At 69.1% G+C, this 15,401-nt stretch carries 16 protein-coding genes; 8 read left to right on the plus strand and 8 right to left on the minus strand.

Translation table 11 applies throughout. The annotated features are described in order from the left end of the window. Window positions 1-7: 7 nt before the first annotated feature. The 3 genes from ACZ5TL_RS33285 to ACZ5TL_RS33295 form a co-directional block, all read right to left on the minus strand. On the minus strand, window positions 8-928 hold the full coding sequence (locus ACZ5TL_RS33285; RefSeq protein WP_468594524.1) for a cupin domain-containing protein: 921 nt from the start codon (window positions 926-928) through the stop codon (window positions 8-10). A gap of 259 nt (window positions 929-1,187) precedes the next feature. Then, entirely contained in the window at window positions 1,188-2,306 is a 1,119-nt protein-coding gene (locus ACZ5TL_RS33290; RefSeq protein ID WP_468594525.1) for a hypothetical protein, read from the minus strand. Window positions 2,307-2,361: 55 nt separating this feature from the next. Then, on the minus strand, window positions 2,362-3,804 hold the full coding sequence (locus tag ACZ5TL_RS33295) for an IS3 family transposase (RefSeq protein WP_468594526.1): 1,443 nt from the start codon (window positions 3,802-3,804) through the stop codon (window positions 2,362-2,364). Between ACZ5TL_RS33295 and ACZ5TL_RS33300 the strand changes: the two genes are divergently transcribed. From ACZ5TL_RS33300 to ACZ5TL_RS33310, 3 genes are all read left to right on the plus strand, one after another. Further along, window positions 3,803-4,651, plus strand: a complete 849-nt coding sequence (locus ACZ5TL_RS33300) for a universal stress protein (RefSeq protein WP_468594527.1) — start codon at window positions 3,803-3,805, stop codon at window positions 4,649-4,651. The two genes, ACZ5TL_RS33295 and ACZ5TL_RS33300, sit on opposite strands and share 2 nt — an antisense overlap. 67 nt (window positions 4,652-4,718) lie before the next feature. After that, a complete protein-coding gene (locus tag ACZ5TL_RS33305) occupies window positions 4,719-6,383 on the plus strand; it encodes a cation:proton antiporter (protein ID WP_468594528.1) in 1,665 nt (554 codons plus the stop codon). 213 nt (window positions 6,384-6,596) lie between these two features. Then, window positions 6,597-7,061: a CBS domain-containing protein gene (locus ACZ5TL_RS33310; protein WP_468594529.1), complete on the plus strand. Its 465-nt coding sequence runs from the start codon at window positions 6,597-6,599 to the stop codon at window positions 7,059-7,061. Window positions 7,062-7,209: 148 nt separating this feature from the next. On the opposite strand, the gene ACZ5TL_RS33315 is transcribed toward ACZ5TL_RS33310, so the two are convergent. Both ACZ5TL_RS33315 and ACZ5TL_RS33320 read right to left on the minus strand, forming a co-directional pair. Beyond that, window positions 7,210-7,863 (minus strand): response regulator, encoded by a 654-nt coding sequence (locus ACZ5TL_RS33315; RefSeq protein WP_468594530.1) that lies wholly within the window; start codon window positions 7,861-7,863, stop codon window positions 7,210-7,212. After that, window positions 7,860-8,813 carry a sensor histidine kinase gene (locus ACZ5TL_RS33320; RefSeq protein ID WP_468594547.1) on the minus strand — a complete coding sequence of 318 codons (954 nt, stop codon included), beginning with the start codon at window positions 8,811-8,813 and terminating at the stop codon, window positions 7,860-7,862. The genes ACZ5TL_RS33315 and ACZ5TL_RS33320 overlap by 4 nt, the downstream gene beginning before the upstream one ends. 325 nt (window positions 8,814-9,138) lie before the next feature. Here ACZ5TL_RS33320 and ACZ5TL_RS33325 point away from each other — a divergent pair, with 325 nt between their 5' ends. Then, complete coding sequence (locus ACZ5TL_RS33325) at window positions 9,139-9,408, plus strand: DUF3040 domain-containing protein (RefSeq protein ID WP_468594531.1); 270 nt, start codon at window positions 9,139-9,141, stop codon at window positions 9,406-9,408. Window positions 9,409-9,453: 45 nt separating this feature from the next. Then, window positions 9,454-10,971, plus strand: a complete 1,518-nt coding sequence (locus ACZ5TL_RS33330) for a potassium/proton antiporter (protein ID WP_468594532.1) — start codon at window positions 9,454-9,456, stop codon at window positions 10,969-10,971. A gap of 63 nt (window positions 10,972-11,034) precedes the next feature. On the opposite strand, the gene ACZ5TL_RS33335 is transcribed toward ACZ5TL_RS33330, so the two are convergent. Genes ACZ5TL_RS33335 through ACZ5TL_RS33345 form a run of 3 tightly spaced genes read right to left on the minus strand, consistent with a single transcriptional unit; the run spans window position 11,035 to window position 13,026 of the window. Further along, window positions 11,035-11,304: a hypothetical protein gene (locus ACZ5TL_RS33335; RefSeq protein ID WP_468594533.1), complete on the minus strand. Its 270-nt coding sequence runs from the start codon at window positions 11,302-11,304 to the stop codon at window positions 11,035-11,037. Next, entirely contained in the window at window positions 11,301-12,551 is a 1,251-nt protein-coding gene (locus ACZ5TL_RS33340; RefSeq protein WP_468594534.1) for a cation:proton antiporter, read from the minus strand. The genes ACZ5TL_RS33335 and ACZ5TL_RS33340 overlap by 4 nt, the downstream gene beginning before the upstream one ends. A 4-nt stretch (window positions 12,552-12,555) precedes the next feature. Continuing rightward, a complete protein-coding gene (locus ACZ5TL_RS33345) occupies window positions 12,556-13,026 on the minus strand; it encodes a cation:proton antiporter regulatory subunit (protein ID WP_468594535.1) in 471 nt (156 codons plus the stop codon). 375 nt (window positions 13,027-13,401) lie between these two features. Between ACZ5TL_RS33345 and ACZ5TL_RS33350 the strand changes: the two genes are divergently transcribed. The 3 genes from ACZ5TL_RS33350 to ACZ5TL_RS33360 all read left to right on the plus strand — a co-directional run bounded on the left by ACZ5TL_RS33350 (window position 13,402) and on the right by ACZ5TL_RS33360 (window position 15,318). Further along, complete coding sequence (locus tag ACZ5TL_RS33350; RefSeq protein WP_468594536.1) at window positions 13,402-13,752, plus strand: hypothetical protein; 351 nt, start codon at window positions 13,402-13,404, stop codon at window positions 13,750-13,752. An 823-nt stretch (window positions 13,753-14,575) separates the two neighbouring features. After that, a complete protein-coding gene (locus ACZ5TL_RS33355) occupies window positions 14,576-14,863 on the plus strand; it encodes a transposase (protein ID WP_060902739.1) in 288 nt (95 codons plus the stop codon). 86 nt (window positions 14,864-14,949) lie between these two features. Next, window positions 14,950-15,318, plus strand: a complete 369-nt coding sequence (locus ACZ5TL_RS33360; RefSeq protein WP_468594537.1) for an IS3 family transposase — start codon at window positions 14,950-14,952, stop codon at window positions 15,316-15,318. Window positions 15,319-15,401 lie beyond the last annotated feature (83 nt).

The following is a 15,401-nucleotide window of genomic DNA, read 5'->3' on the forward strand; positions in this document are numbered from 1 at the left end:
GGGCTTCTCAGGTCAGCGGGGTGTTGGCCAGGACTCGGCGGAGAATTCCCCAGGAGAGGTCGGACTCGGTGGCGAAGGAGCGGCGCTTCTTGGACTTCTCGTCGATGTAGTCGAAGGAGTCACGGTTGTAGCTGTCGCCGTCATGGTCGGGGTGGACGGCGGTCTGCTCCGGGTTGAGGTAGACGTGGAAGCTGGCGCCGAATTCGGCGGTGGAGTTCATGTAGCCGGGGCCGGTGGTGCCGCCGCCGCCGTCGATCGGGCAGTACACCCGGTGCACGGCGTAGTTGTCCTTGGAGAGCCAGGCACACTGGCCGGGGGTGAGGGTCAGCAGGCCGAGTTTGCGGGCGTCCCACTTGAGGTGTTCGTAGACCATGATGTCGAGCTGGCCGGCGAGGCAGAAGACGATGCCGGTTGTGTGGCCGTGGGAGTGGATGGGCGAGTAGTGCTGCGCCGGCCAGATCTCCAGGACCACGGGCGAGCCGATGTCGCCCTTCGGGTGGTCGTCGTGGTGCAGGTGACCGTGTTCGCGGGCCAGGTCGTCGTACTCGCCACGGCCGGAGCAGGCGACGCGAATGTAGGGCGGATGGGTGTGGTCCTTCTTGTACTTCTCCACCAGGATCTGGCGCAGGAGCCCCACCTTGTCACCGGGTTCGGCGGCGGGGGCGAGGTGTTTGCGCATGGCTTCGATCTCCCAAGGCGACAGGCGCAGGTCCTCGGCCTTGCGCGCGAGGTCCATGACGGCCGGTGGGATCATCAGCTGGCGGGCGTACTCGTCGAAGGAGGTGGCCTGTCCGATCACCAGCGACGGTACGGCCTCGGCGCCCTTGAGGCGCAACTGCCGTTCTTCTTCCTTGGTGATGTGGAAGGGATACTTCGCCCTGCCGTACTCCGGGCGGTCGGCGGCGGTCTGGGGGGCTGTCAGGCTCATGAGATGGCTCCTCCGTGCTTTCGGGCGACGCGGCGCTGGACGCGTCACATCAGCTGGGGTGAATGAGCGGTTTTCCAGGGCCGGCGCAGCGGCGTGGGCGCACGTTGCAAACGGACTTCGACCAGGTGGCCGACATGTTCGGAAGTTGGCTCTGCGCGGATGAGCCAGTGCAGGCCCGGAGCTCTCAAGGGCGGTGGTGCAGGTGCGCCAGGTGACGTCTGGGATCGGCCGACGGCGAGGTCGGTCCAGTGCGAATTGATCAACGGCTGGGCAGGCGTGTGGCCTTGAGGCCGTCGAGGGGGTACTCCTGGGGCAGGTGAGACGGGTCCCCCGGGACGGTGATCTGCACAGTGATCAGCCGAGAACTGCCCGCGGCCAGGAACTGGTCGTTCTCGGCTTCCAGGTACGCCTTGCCATCCTGGGCGATGACACGTACGCCGGATGCTTCGGCCTTTGCGCCCTTCACCGAAGGCAGATCGAAGGAGATCCGGAACCTCCTGACGTCCTCGGCCTTGCCACTGTCCTTGCTGACGGCGGTGAGCGTGAGGTCGAAGCTGTAGACCCTGCCCCGGGGCTCGCTGCTCTCCCAGGTCCGGTTGCACTTCTTGGACACGTCGATCTCGTCGTAACTGGGCGGGACAGGTAGGGGGGTGATACGCCCGGCGCCGTTCATGATTTCCAGGGCGCCTACGGGTACCCTCCCCCGCCCGATGCGCTGCGAGTGGTCGGGGATCGTGGCCGTGGTCAAGTCGAGGTGGTTGACGTTGCCCGCGGAGTCGACCGCGTAGAAGTTGCCGTCCTGGTCGAAGAAGGTGGCCGAGTACGACTTTCGCGAGCCTGCTGCGGTGCTGGCTTCCGCCGACGGGAAGACCCCTTTCTTGAGGAGGGTCTTCATGGGCTGCCGGCTCGGGTCGACGAGCAGCAGGTCGCCGTTGTCGCCCTCCACCGAGATCAGCCGCCCGTCCTTGGGGTGGTAGGCGAAGTCGTCCCACCGGCCGCTTCCCGGGGCGTTACGAGGCATGGCCTTCAGGGCCGCCACATCAATGGCATAGCTGTGCACGTCGGGGTTGCTGACGACGAAGAGGATCTTCCCGTCGGGATCCATGTCACCGTCGAACCAGGGCCCGCTCGGCAGCCCGTCGATGACCTGGTCCTTCAGGGTGCCGGCCGCCACGTCGATGGTGATGAGCTTGTTGTGGCTCACGGCCAGCAGCAGGGGCTCCTTGTCGTCGCCACGGTACTGCGCACCCATGGCGGTGTAGCCGGGCGCGTAGGGCGGCACGTTCTCGACGACGCGGGTGTCACCGTCGATGGGATCGAAGCGGTAGATCCGGGTGTTGGTCCTGCCGACGGCGAGATACACCTTGCGGTGAGCCATGAAGGCGGGCGTCCTTTCACGAGAGATCGAGGGACCACTCATGATTTGCCCACGCTCACCCGCACCACAAGCACTCTCTGTGCCCGTTCGAACACAATGAGCCACCTCGATGCCAGGCCGCTGGGGTTCTGCGGCCGACGGCCGGATCGCACGACACTGCGCCCCCGTTTCCCCGCGCGGCGCGTCCGAACATTCGAAGGCCCTCCGGCGCGGGCTCCACAGCCCGGCGTGCCGCCGGCCCTGGGCGCCGCGCCGACCCGGCGCCCAGGGTCTTCCCGTTCGGCGACTGCGGCAGGCGGGAGCGGCTGCCGGTCGCCGCAGGTCGGCGGCCTGCCAGACGGTCTTCAGGTCGTAGGGGCCAGTGGGAGGGCCGTAGCCGTCGTTCGCCAGAATCCACGGCGGGTAGCTGCCGACGGGGAGATCTCGGGAGTTGGGGGTGAATACCGTACCGCCGGTGTCCCGGACGTATTGCCAGCCCTTGGAGTTGGAGTTGAGCGCGGCACCCGCGGGAAGGACGCTGACCCACGGCGTGATGGAGGCCGTCGCCGCGTTGTCGGCAGCACGTCGGATTTGATGGGATCGGCGCCCGCCCCGAGGTATCAGAATGTCCGGGTTCACTGGATGCTGGCCGCGCCTGTCGTCGAACGATCGTTTGACGACACAGGCTCCCTGAGGCGAGTCGACGCGGACGGCGCTTCTGTGCGGCCGTTGGAAGGCTCGTGCACCTACAGGGGTTGGGCAGCGGGCCGCAGGGGGAGTCTGGGTCCTGCGGCCCGTCAACGGGCACGGCCCTCTTGGCCGGGCGGGTCAGCGACCTGCGCCTGCGGCGGGTCACGCCGGTGATGCCGCGTTCGCACATGACGCGCTCGACGCGCTTGCGGTCGATGCGGTGCCCGACCCGACGTAGCTCAGCATGGATGCGCGGCACCCCGTAAACGCCGCGGGAGGCGAGGTGCAGCACGGTGATCTCGTGCGCCAGGGCGTCGTCCGCGGCCTGCCTCGCCCGCCGGGTCTTCTCACCAGCCAGCCATGCGTAGAACGAGGAGCGGGCCACTTTCAGCAGCCGGCACATGAGAGCAACGCCGTGGGTGGTCTTCTCCGCCTCGATGAACGCGTAGACCTCGCTCATCGATCGCTCTCCTCCGCGAAGAAGACCGCGGCTTTTCGCAGCACCTCGATCGTCTCCGCCTGCTCTTCGGCGAGCCACTGCTGCCCGAGCTCTGAGCTTGGGACAGCGGCGCTCGCGAGAGCGGTGCGTGCTCTGAACAGGAAGACCGTCGGCCTGAGTGTCTTCCCGAGCGGCCCCTGTACCCCCAAACGGCTGGCGGCGGAGACATGAGCGGTGGTAGGGGGCGCCCTCGCCTGGCAGGGTGGGCGGGGCTGGGGGACGGTGGTGTACAAGGAGGCGTTTCGCGTGGCTGCCGGTCTGGTGAGCCGGGGAGTGCCGTGCTCGCACGTGCCGTGGCGGCGGCGTGTGTGGCTGGAGGGTGGTCGCCATGGGCACGGCGCGGTTCCGTCGGCTGCTGGCGGCCACAGACCTGTCCCGTGGTGGGAGCAGCGCCGTGGGGCGTGCGGTGCGACTCGCCCGGTTGCATGAGGCGCGGGTCACCGCCTTGTGCGTGGTGTCTCCCCGGCTGGATGCCGATGTGCTGGACCAGGTGCGTGAGCGGCTGGCAGGCCATGTGCGCCAGTGCGCGGGTGGGGCGGGCGTGGATGTGGTGGTGCGTGTCGGCAGGGTGAGTCCGACGGTCGCGCTGGAGGTGGAGCACTGTGCGGCTGATCTGCTCGTCGTCGGTGCGCATGGCGAGGACCGGCTGGCCGACCTGCTGCTGGGCACGACTCCGGAGAACTTGATCCGCTCCAGCAGGGCCCCTGTGCTGGTGGTGCGAGGGCCGCCCGGCGGCGCCTACCGTACGGTTCTGCTCGCGGTCGACGTGACCGACTCGTCGCGGGAGGCGGCGCGGTGCGGTATCGCGCTGACTCCGGGTGCGGAGCACTACGCGGTGCACGTCTGTGCCGTGCCGGGCGAACACCTGATGCGGATGCACGGGGTGAGCGAGGAGGAGTTGTCACAGCTGCGGCATGTGTTTCTGGAGGAGGTACGGCCTCGGGCCGAGCGTCTGGTGGACTCGCTGGACTTCCCGGATCCTCCTCATCTGCTGGTCACCTGGGGGAGTCCCGCGAGCACCGTCCCGGAACTGGCCGGGCTCCATGGAGTCGATCTGATTGTGATCGGCACGGGGGCGCGGTCGAAGCTGGAGCATGCCTTGCTGGGCAGCGTGGCCCAGCACGTGGTGCGGCGTGCCCGGTGCGATGTCCTGGTCGTTCGGGAGGCGAGAAGATGACCGGACGGCGGCCCCGCCTCGTCGCCGGGGACCACGGCGAGCGGCTGGCTGTGGTCGGACGGGAGTGATGGAGTTGCACGGGTTCGCCCTCACCGCCGTCATCCTGGCGATCTCCGCGTTCGTCGGGCTGTTGGCCGTACGCCTGCGGCAGCCGCTGATCGTCGCGTTCATCGGCGTGGGCATTCTGGTCGGGCCGACGGGCTTCGGCTGGGTTGAGGCGGACGGCACGATCGAGCTGCTGGCGCGGATGGGCATCGCGATCCTGCTGTTCCTCGTCGGCCTCCGGCTCGACCTGCACCTGATCCGTACCACCGGTCCGATCGCCCTGGCGACCGGACTCGGTCAGGTCTTGTTCACCTCGGTCATCGGCTACCTGATCGCCATCGGCCTGGGCATGGACACGGTCACGGCGCTGTACCTGGCGGTGGCGCTGACCTTCTCGTCCACGATCATCATCGTGAAGCTGCTGTCGGACAAGCGGGAGCTGGAGCAGCTCCACGGGCGGATCGCGGTCGGCTTCCTCATCGTCCAGGACATCGTGGTGGTCCTGGTGATGATCGTGCTGACCGCCTTCGGGCGGTCAGCCGGTGACAACGTGGCCGTGGATGTCGCCCTGGTTTTCGCGAAGGGCCTGGGGCTGCTGGCCGGGGTGGGCCTGCTCATGCGGTACGTGCTGCCGAAGGTGCTGCACCAGGTGGCCCGTTCGCAGGAGCTGCTGCTCCTCTTCGGCGTGGCCTATGCGGTTTCGGTGGCGACCCTGAGCGACTGGATGGGCTTCAGCAGCGAGGTCGGGGCGTTCCTGGCGGGGGTCTCGCTCGCTACGACGCCGTACCGGGACGCGATCGGCGCCCGTCTCGTCAGCCTGCGGGACTTCCTACTGCTGTTCTTCTTCCTCGAACTGGGCGCGCGGCTGGAGTTCAGCGACGCCTCCCGACAGCTCACTGAGGCGGCGATCTTCTCCGTCTTCGTGCTCGTCGGCAACCCGCTGATCGTCGTGCTGATCATGGCAGCCATGCGCTATCCCGTACGGGTGGGGTTCCTGGCTGGGCTCACGGTGGCGCAAATCTCTGAGTTCTCCCTCATCCTGGCCGCCCTCGGCCTCAGCCTTGGCCACATCACCGGCGCCACGGTCAGCCTGATCACCGTCGTCGGACTGATCACCATCGGCGGCTCCACTTACCTCATCCTCTACTCCCACCAGATCTACGCCCGCCTCGGACGCTGGCTGTCGGTACTCGAACGCACCGACGGCAGAAAGCGGGACCTCCACGGACACGAGAAGGAAGCCGACGTGATCCTCTACGGCCTGGGCCGCTTCGGCGGTGCTATCGCCGACCAGCTTGGCAAGACCGGTCACCGCGTCCTGGGCGTCGACTTCGATCCGCACCGCGTGGCCCGCAGCGAGCGAGAGGGCGTGGCTGCCATGTTCGGCAGCGCCGAGGACATGCACCTGCTGGAGAACCTTCCCCTCTCCCACGCCCGCTGCGTGATCAGCACCATCCCCCTGCCGGAGACGAGCAAGGCCCTGCTCCACGGACTGCGCCATCACGACTATCGGGGCAAGGTCGCTCTCACCGCCCATTCCGAGCGCGACGCCGAGCAGCTGGCCGCCGTCGGCGCCGACCTCGTCCTGCGGCCGTACCCCCTTGCCGCCATGGCTGCGGCCGAGGTTCTCGACCTGTTGCTCCGGCGCGGCGACCAGGGCGGGGACAGCGGTACAACGCCGGCCTGAACAGCGGACACACGCGGCTGTCTTCCTCGCCTTTGGGCACGGCGGCGGCCAGCCGCTGCGCGTCGGCGAGCCGGGGACGGGGCATTCCCACAGTGACGGCGGTCAGCGGGGTCGGAGTCGTGTGACGTCCCCGGGGGCCCGTGGCGGGCGCGCTCCGAATTCCCCGGACGGCGCTGGTCGGCACAGGAGGCCCGGGAAAGCGAGGGGAAGTAGATGCGTGCGAGTGACTTGGCCGAGCCTTACCCGGTGGTCGGCACGGACGACGACGCTATGGAGGCGGCCCGCCTGTTCGCCGAGCACCAACTCCCGGCCCTGCTGGTGGTGGACCGGGACGAGCGGCCGTACGCGATCGTGCCCGGCTCGCAACTGCTGCGGGTGATCGTGCCGGAGTACGTCCTGCGTGAGCCTTCCTTGGCACATTCGCTTCGGGCTGGCGACGGCGAGCGGCTGTCGCATGTACTGGAAGGGCTGACGGTCGCCGAGTGGTTGAGCGGTCAGGGGCAGCGCGAGCTGCCCACGGTTGTCGGTGTGTCCGCCAGCGCCATCGAGATCGCTGAACTGATGGTCCGGACGCATACCCCGTTGGTGGCCGTGGTCGAGTCGGACGGGATGCGGACACGGACAGTCGGTGCGATCAGGGCGGCCCGGCTGATGGATCATTTCCTCCGCCAGTCGTGACCAAGGAACCTTGCGCCTCGCCCCGCGCGTACCGTGGCCCCGACGCCTCCATGGGCAGTCTCGTGCCGGCCGGAACGACGGCCAAGGCGAGGGCGGGGCACGTGATAGCCCGCAGGCCGGTACGCCACTGCCCGTGGCGCGCGGGTGGTCAGGGTTCGATGAGGCCGGCGCGGATGGCGTAGCGGGTGAGTTCGAGGCGGTCTTTGAGTCCGAGTTTCTGGAGCAGGTTGGCGCGGTGGCGTTCGACGGTTTTGACGCTGATGTAGAGCAGATCGGCGATCTGCTTCGACGTGTTGCCCTCGGCGACCAGTTTGAGGATTTCCTCCTCGCGGTCGGTGATGGGCTTCGCTGGGAGGTCCGCGCCGTCGCGGAGGCGGTCGAGGTAGCTGCGGATGAGGGCGTTGACGGCGCCGGGGTAGAGGAAGGGCTCGCCGCGCATGACGGCGCGGCAGGCTTCGACCAGATCGCGGTCGGCGACGGACTTGAGGACGTAGCCGGAGGCGCCGGCGGCGAGTGCTTCGAAGAAGTACTGCTCGTTGTCGTACATCGTGAGCATGAGGATGCGCAGGCCCGGTTTACGACGGGTGAGTTCGCGGGCGGCCTGGAGGCCGGTGAGCCGGGGCATGGCGATGTCGAGGATGGCGAGGTCGGGGTCGTGGGCACGGGCGGCTTCGACGGCTTCGGCGCCGTCGCCTGCTTCTGCGACGACGGTGAGGTCGGGCTCGTGGTCGAGGATGAGCCGCACTCCGCGGCGTACCAGGGCGTGGTCGTCGGCGAGCAGGACGCGGGTGGGGGTGGTCATGCTGTGTTCCGTTCGGGCACGGGGACGCTCAGGCGGACTTCGGTGCCGCCACCGGGCACGGGACGGAGGTCGAGGTCGGCGTTGACGAGCAGGGCGCGCTCGCGCATGCCGCGGATCCCGGCGCCTTCGGACGTCCGGGAAATGCCGCGGCCGTTGTCGCGCACACTGAGCTCGACGGCTCCGGGCAGGCGGCAGAGGCGGATGTCCGCGTGGCGTGCCTGAGCGTGGCGGGCGGTGTTGGTGAGGGCTTCTTGGGCGACGCGGTAGAGGACGAGTTCCGTCTCGTCGGTGAGGGGCGGCAGGTCGGGTTCGATGCGGTGCCGGACCGTGAGAGACGGGCCGGTGAACTCGGTGGCGAGCGCCCGCAGAGCCTTGGTGAGGCCGAGTTCTTCCAGGACGCCCGGGCGCAGGCGGCGGGCGATGCGGCGGATCTCGTCGAGGCTGTTGCGGGTGGTCTCCTGCACCTCGTGGAGTTCGCCGCGCAGCGGCTCGGGGGCTCGGTCGGCGAGGCCCTTGAGTTCCAGGAGGACGGCGGTGAGGGTCTGGCCGACTTCGTCGTGGAGTTCCTGGGCGATGCGGCGTCGTTCGGCCTCCTGCGCGGACAGGGCGCGGCCCGTGCTGGCCGCGCGCTCGGCTTCGAGCCGGTCGAGCATGTCGTTGAACGCCGCGATCAGCGTGGTGATCTCGCCGTGCCCGGCGAAGGCGAGGCGGGGCCCGGGGCGGAGCAGGTCGATGGTGTTCATCGTGCGGGCCAGCCGGGCCAGGGGCGCGAGACCGACGCGCAGGACCAGGGCGTTGGCGACGAGCAGTACGGCCAGACCGGCAGCGAGAACGACCGCCTCGGTGAGGAGCGCGGGCGTGGACACCGTGACCGGGCCGAAAAGCAGCGCGACGGTCGCCGCCACCAGCACGACGCCATTGAGCAGGAACACGCGCCAGAACAGGGTCAGGCCCGGTGCCCGTGCAGGGCGGCTTCTCAGCCGATCGTCCGCCGGATGTCGCGTCCGTTCCTCACCCATGCCGCCAGCGTCACAGCGTTCGCAGTCCGCGTCCATCCGTGACGCCACCCATCAGCGCCCTGGCGTCGTCCGCCACGACGAGTTCCCGTCCATGCGGCCGAATGGGTGCTGGCACCGATACCGGTCGGCCTGAATGCCCACGACCATGGAAGTCACGGTGGGACCAGTGGAAGGAGGAACAGGTGGGGCGTGGAGCGCGGTCGGCCGGTCACACAACGCATGTGGATGGTCGCCGCGCGGTGGTGAAGGAGGGGTCATGGCAGTCTTCGGCGATCAGCCACTGGAAGCGCTGGCGGCAAGAACCCGCTGGGACGACCCCGCCTTCGTACGGGCACTGTCCGCCGGACGCCCCCTTGCGCCGCGCGAATACCAGCGGCGTCCACACGGGCGAAAGGCGGCGTGGTGCGTGCTCGCCCTGGCCCTTGCGGCATTCATCGCGGGGATCATCCTCCCCCATGGTCTCCTGCTCGCCTCCGGGATCGTGGCCGCCGGGATCGCCGGCCATCTCTTCGAGCCGCCCCGATGACGCCGTCCCGCTGCGGACCGGGCACGCGGGGCGCGGGGTAGCCGGGTGACGCTCCAAGAGCTCTACTTCACACTCCTGGTCGGAGGCACGGTACTGCTCGCCAGCATCGCCGCCGCCCGAGCGGCCCACCGGATCGGCCTGCCCAGCCTGCTGCTGTTCCTCGCTGTCGGCGTGATCATCGGCGAAGACGTCCTCGGCCTGGAGTTCGACAACGCGGCACTGGCTCAGTCGCTCGGCACGGCCGCGCTCGCGGTCATCCTGGTCGAGGGCGGTCTGACCACCCAATGGAGCGACATCAAGCGGCTGCTGCTGCCCGCGGGCGTCCTGGCCACCGCGGGCGTCGCACTGTCCGTCCTGGTCACCGCGGCAGGGGCGCACTGGCTGCTGGGAATGGACTGGCACCTGGCCCTCCTGCTGGGCGCGATCGTGTCCTCCACGGACGCCGCTGCCGTCTTCGCGGTTCTGCGCTCGCTGCCGCTGCCGCAGAAGGTCACCGGCCTGCTGGAAGCCGAGTCCGGATTCAACGACGCCCCGACGATCATTCTCGTCCTGGTCTTCAGCACCGCCGCCGTCGACCTGCCCGACCCCGCCCACATCGCGGGCAACGTCCTCTACCAGCTCGTCGTGGGCGGCCTGCTCGGGTTGATCACCGGCCGCCTTGGAGCCGCGGCGCTGCGGCACATCGCCCTGCCGTCGACCGGCCTGTACCCGCTGGCGACGGTCGGCTTCGGCATCGTCGCCTTCGCCGCGGCCGGCGCCGCGAACGCGAGCGGCATCATCGCCGCCTACCTGGCCGCACTCGTCCTCGGCAACGCCAAGCTCCCGCACCAGGCCGCCACGCGCTCCTTCGCGGAAGGCACCGGCTGGCTCGCGCAGATCGGCCTGTTCGTCATGCTCGGGCTCCTGGTCACTCCGAGCGAGCTGCCGGGCGCCGTACTCCCGGCCATCACCGTTGGCCTGGTCCTGCTGCTCGCGGCCCGGCCCCTCTCCGTCATCGCATGCCTGCTGCCGTTCCGGCTGCCCTGGCGTGAGCAGGCGTTCATCTCCTGGGCGGGCTTGCGCGGCGCCGTCCCCATCGTGCTGGCCACCTTCCCCATCGTCTCCGGCGTGGAAGGCGCCCGTGACCTGCTGAACATCGTGTTCGTCCTGGTCGTCCTGTTCACCCTCGTTCAGGGGCCGAGCCTGCCCGTCGTCGCACACCTGCTCCGCCTGACCCGCCCCGGCGCCCTACGCGACGTCCAGGTCGAGACCTCGCCCCTCGACGTACTCGACGCCGACCTGCTCACCCTCACCATCCCGGAAGGCTCCCGCCTCAGGGGTGTCACGGTCCGCGAACTACGCCTCCCGCGCCCGACCGTCCTGACCCTCATCGTCCGGGAGGGCACGACCATCCTCCCCACCGCGGACACGGGACTGCGCACCGGAGACGAGCTGCTCCTCATCACCACTCCGGAGGTGCGGGGAGCGGCGGAAAGGCGCCTGCGTGCCATCGGCCGCCGCGGCAAGCTCGCCCGCTGGTTCGGCGAACACGGTGACCTGGAGCCCGACGCCGCAACGCGGTGACGCCTGAGCCCCAGTGAATCAGCCCGACCGCGTGAGGACGGCACTCGATCGTCCCGCCATCCCTCATCGCCGGGCACGGTTCGCGTGGAGCCGCAGAGCGACGCGCCAGCCCAGATACCCGATGCTCGCCGGCCACAGCACCACGATCAGTGTCAGCACCACCGCGCTGGGAACCGGGTCGCGGTCCGTGTCCCGTCTCCATCCCGCGTCACGGTGCAGGAGCCGAGGCAGGCTCCGGGCAAGCCCGACTCCACCGCCGACATAGACGGACAGGGCGGCGAGCACCAGCGCGGTCTCCCGACTGGTGATCGCCGCCCACACGTCGTCGGTCACGCGCGTCCTACGCTGCCCTCGTCCACCGGCTCCAGCTCCTCCCCCTGCCGGGGTTCCGCTTCCGCGGCCACGGCCGAGACCGACTTCCCGCGCCGCGCGGTCAGGCGGGTGGCGATCGGTTCGGTATAGCGGGCGGTGAGTGGCCCGAGGATGACCAGCACGAGTACATACGCGGTGGCGAGCGGCCCGAGCGCGGGCTCGATGCCCGCGGTGACGGCGAGTCCGGCGATGACGATGGAGAACTCGCCGCGCGCCACCAAAGTACCGCCCGCCCGCCAGCGTCCCTTCGCGGAGATGCCGGCGCGCTTGGCGGCCCAGTAACCGGTGGCGATCTTCGTGCTGGCGGTGACCACAGCCAGAGCGAGGGCCGGGAGGATGACGGGCGGGATGCTGGCGGGGTCGGTGTGCAGGCCGAAGAAGACGAAGAAGACGGCGGCGAACAGGTCCCGCAGCGGGCTCAGAAGGTTGTGCGCACCTTCGGCGACCTCGCCTGAGAGCGCGATGCCCACCAAGAACGCGCCGACGGCGGCGGAGACCTGGAGCTGCTGGGCGATACCGGCGACCAGCAGGGTCAGACCCAGCACGACCAGGAGCAGCTTCTCGGGGTCGTCACTGGAGACGAACCGGGAGATGACCCGCCCGTACCTGACGGCGAGAAACAACACCAGCCCGGCGACCCCCAGCGCGATCGCCAGGGTGACGCTGCCGGCCGCCAGGCTCACACCGGCGAGCAGGGCGGTGATGATCGGCAGGTAGACGGCCATGGCCAGGTCTTCCAGCACCAGGATGCTCAGGATGACCGGCGTCTCGCGGTTGCCGAGCCGCCCGAGGTCGCCCATCACCTTGGCGATGACGCCGGAGGACGAGATCCAGGTGACCCCGGCAAGCACCACGGCGGCGACCGGACCCCAGCCCAGCAACAGCGCCATCGCCGCACCGGGCAGCGCGTTCAGAGCGGCGTCGACCAGTCCCGCCGGGTACTGCGTCTTGAGGTTGGAGACGAGGTCGCTGGCCGTGTACTCCAGGCCCAGCATCAGCAGGAGCAGGATCACGCCGATCTCGGCGCCGATCGCGACGAACTCCTCGCTCGCCCCCAGCGGCAGCAGACCACCCTCGCCGAAGGCGAGCCCGGCCAGCAGGTAGAGCGGAATGGGGGAGAAATGGAAGCGTCCGGCGAACCGGCCCAGCAGGCCAAGGCCGAGGATGATCGCGCCGAACTCGATCAGAAAGACAGCGGACGAGTGCACCAGATCACTCCCGTCCCAGTATCGAGGCGGCTGCGTCCACACCCTCGCGGGTGCCGATCACGATGAGGGTGTCCCCGCCCGCCAGCCGGAACTCCGGCCCCGGCGAGGGAATCGCGCCAGCCCGGCGCAGCACCGCGACGATCGACACCCCGGTTTCCGTCCGCATCCGCGTCTCGCCCAGGACACGGCCGTTCCAGCGCGAGGTCGACGTCAGCTCGACGCGCTCCGCCACCAGACCGAGATCCGTGGTCGACAGGAGGTTCGGGCTGTGGTGTGACGGCATCAGCGCATCGATCAGGGCCTCCGTCTCACCCGCGGTGAGCTTCAACGACAGCGCGCACTCGTCGGGGTCGTCCCGCCTGTAGGCGTTGAAGCTTCGGCTGCCGTCGCGGTGGGCAACCACCGACAGGCGGCGGTGCTCGCGGGTGGTGAGGTCGTAGCGGACCCCGATCCCGGGCAGCGGCGTACTGCTCATACGCGGAGCGGGCACAACGAATCTCCCTGCGGTGTGGATGCGGGCAGCAATGGAGGCCCACATGCGGGTGACGACTTGGCGATTACTTTACCCAGGCAGCAAACGGCAATTCTGGGGGCATTTACGGCCTAACGACGCTTGGGTATGGGCGAGATGCCACAGAGGACCGTTCGTGGATCCGCCCGAAACAGCGCCGTGCTGCACACCGCCCCGCGCGTCGACTTGCAGTTGGCGCACTCCCGTCGGCAGCAGGCGGTGGCTGCTCTGCAGCGGTGCATCATGTCCGTGGCCGCGTAGCGGCAGGGAGCCCGGAAAGGAGCGGTTGTGATCAAGTGGAGGTCGCTGAGCACAGGGTCAAAGCCGGTGCCGGAGCCAGTGGACACCGCAGTGACCTGGCTGGCGGCCGCCGTCGCCGCCCCCGCGCTGGTCGCCACCCACAATCTCCTCGACCACGACAGCGACCCGGTCCTCGACCTCGTCGCCCTGTGCGCGCTCGCCGGCGCCCTGAGCGTATGTTCGCGCATCGCCGCCGCCCCGGGTACCGCACTGGTCTGCTGGATGTTCTTCACCCTGTTCGCCGTGCCTCCGATCGGCGAGTTCTCCTGGTCCGGCCACCACGACCTCAACCGCCTCGGCTGCCTGCTGCTCGCGGCAGGCGGGAGCACGGTGGGTGCCCGCCTTCTTCACGCCCGCGCCGCATACCGACGGATCTCCCCGCTGGCCTGAAGCCGTGCACACCCGCCCGGCGGTCTGGCACCTACAACTTGACGCACACGGGTAGCAGGAATGGCCGCCCGTGCCGATGAGGATCCTCCCGGTGTCCCGTCACAGGGAGGGCATCCTCTCGCCGCCGCCGTCGGCTGCTGCGTGCGCGTCCGGCTCCGGAGCGAGGCCGCATAGGGCTACTGAGGGCGTAATACCGCGAGTCTCTCGCTGCGCGGTGCGGACTGAGGTGGATGCGGATTCTCTTCGCACCGCAGTAATTGAGAACGTCGCCGGTGCACACATGGGGCCCCGGAAGGTGAGACGCCGCCGGGACGGAGGCAAGGCGGGGGGTCCAGAGCAGGAGAAGGGGAGCCAGCAGGGCGGCGATGACCGCGATCGCGAAGAGCGAGGGGTCGTCGAACAGCAGGTGGGCAATGCCTGCGCCGGCGCCCAGCAGCAGTGCGAGAATCCCGGCTGTTTTCCACGGGTCCGCTGCGTCTCCCGGCGTGCGCATTCTGTCTCCCTCAATGTCATGGGCAAGCAGGGATGGCAATGAGGTCGGCTGACTCCTCCCGGACAAGCCGTTGACGTGCACCCCTGAGGTCAGGTGCATGATCCGTATGGGGCGGATGCCTTCTGGTCCCGGGGAAGTGCCCGGAGATTGGACTGTGCGGCCAGGGCTTCCCGGAGTCGTTGTATTTCCAGATGCTGAGCGGCGATTCGGGAGAGCGCACGCTGCTTGAACTCGCCGAGCTCTGAGGCTCCCCCTGCCAGCCGGACAGCTTGATACTGGGACGGATGGTCCCGGAGGAAGCAGTCACAGGTAGTGAGTAGCAAGAGCAACATGAGTAAGCGGTACACGGCCGAGTTCAAGCGGGACGCGGTCGCCTTGGCGTTGTCCTCGGAGAAGACGGTCACCGAGGTCGCGAGGGATCTGGGCGTGAGTCCCGAAGGGCTGCGCGGGTGGGTGAAGCAGGCGAAGGTCGACCGCGGTGAGGGACCCGCCGGGGCTTTGACCACTGCGGAGCGTGAGGAGTTGGTCCGGCTGCGGCGGAAGGTTCGCGAGCAGGAGGCCACGATCGAGGTTCTGGGAAAAGCGACCGCCTTCTTCGCGCAGGACAAGATGAGGTAGACACCGTGGCACGGTGTCGTTTCATCGATGCGGAGAAGGCATCGGAGGGTAATCCTGCAGGTCACAGCGTTGCGTTTCTGTGCCGTGTGCTGGGAGTGCCCCGTTCCACCTACTACGCGCACAGGGCGTCACGGCCGGCCCGGTCGGTGCGGGAGCGGGCCGAGGAGGTGCTGGTGGGCGAGATTCGGGTGCTTCACGCCGGATCTCGCGGTGCCTACGGGGCCCCGCGGATCCACGCCGCCCTGCGGCGGGCCGGGCGGGTGGTGAACTCCAAGAAGATCGAGCGGCTGATGCGCAAGCACCGGATCGTCGGGATCACCCGCCGTCGGCGGCGGGGCCTGACCCGGCAGGCGAAGCGGGCGGTGTTCGCGCTCGACCTGATCGGCCGGGACTTCACCGCGCCCCGGCCCGGGATGCGGCTCGTCGGCGACATGACTGAACTCAGTGGACGTTAAGTCCGCTTCTGGTAGCGGCCTCGTCCGGGTTGAGTGAGGAAGCCTTGGCGGGTGAGGCGTCCGAGGCGGCTGCGGGTGATGTT

It is taken from the genome of Streptomyces sp. NPDC033136, from assembly GCF_055578235.1.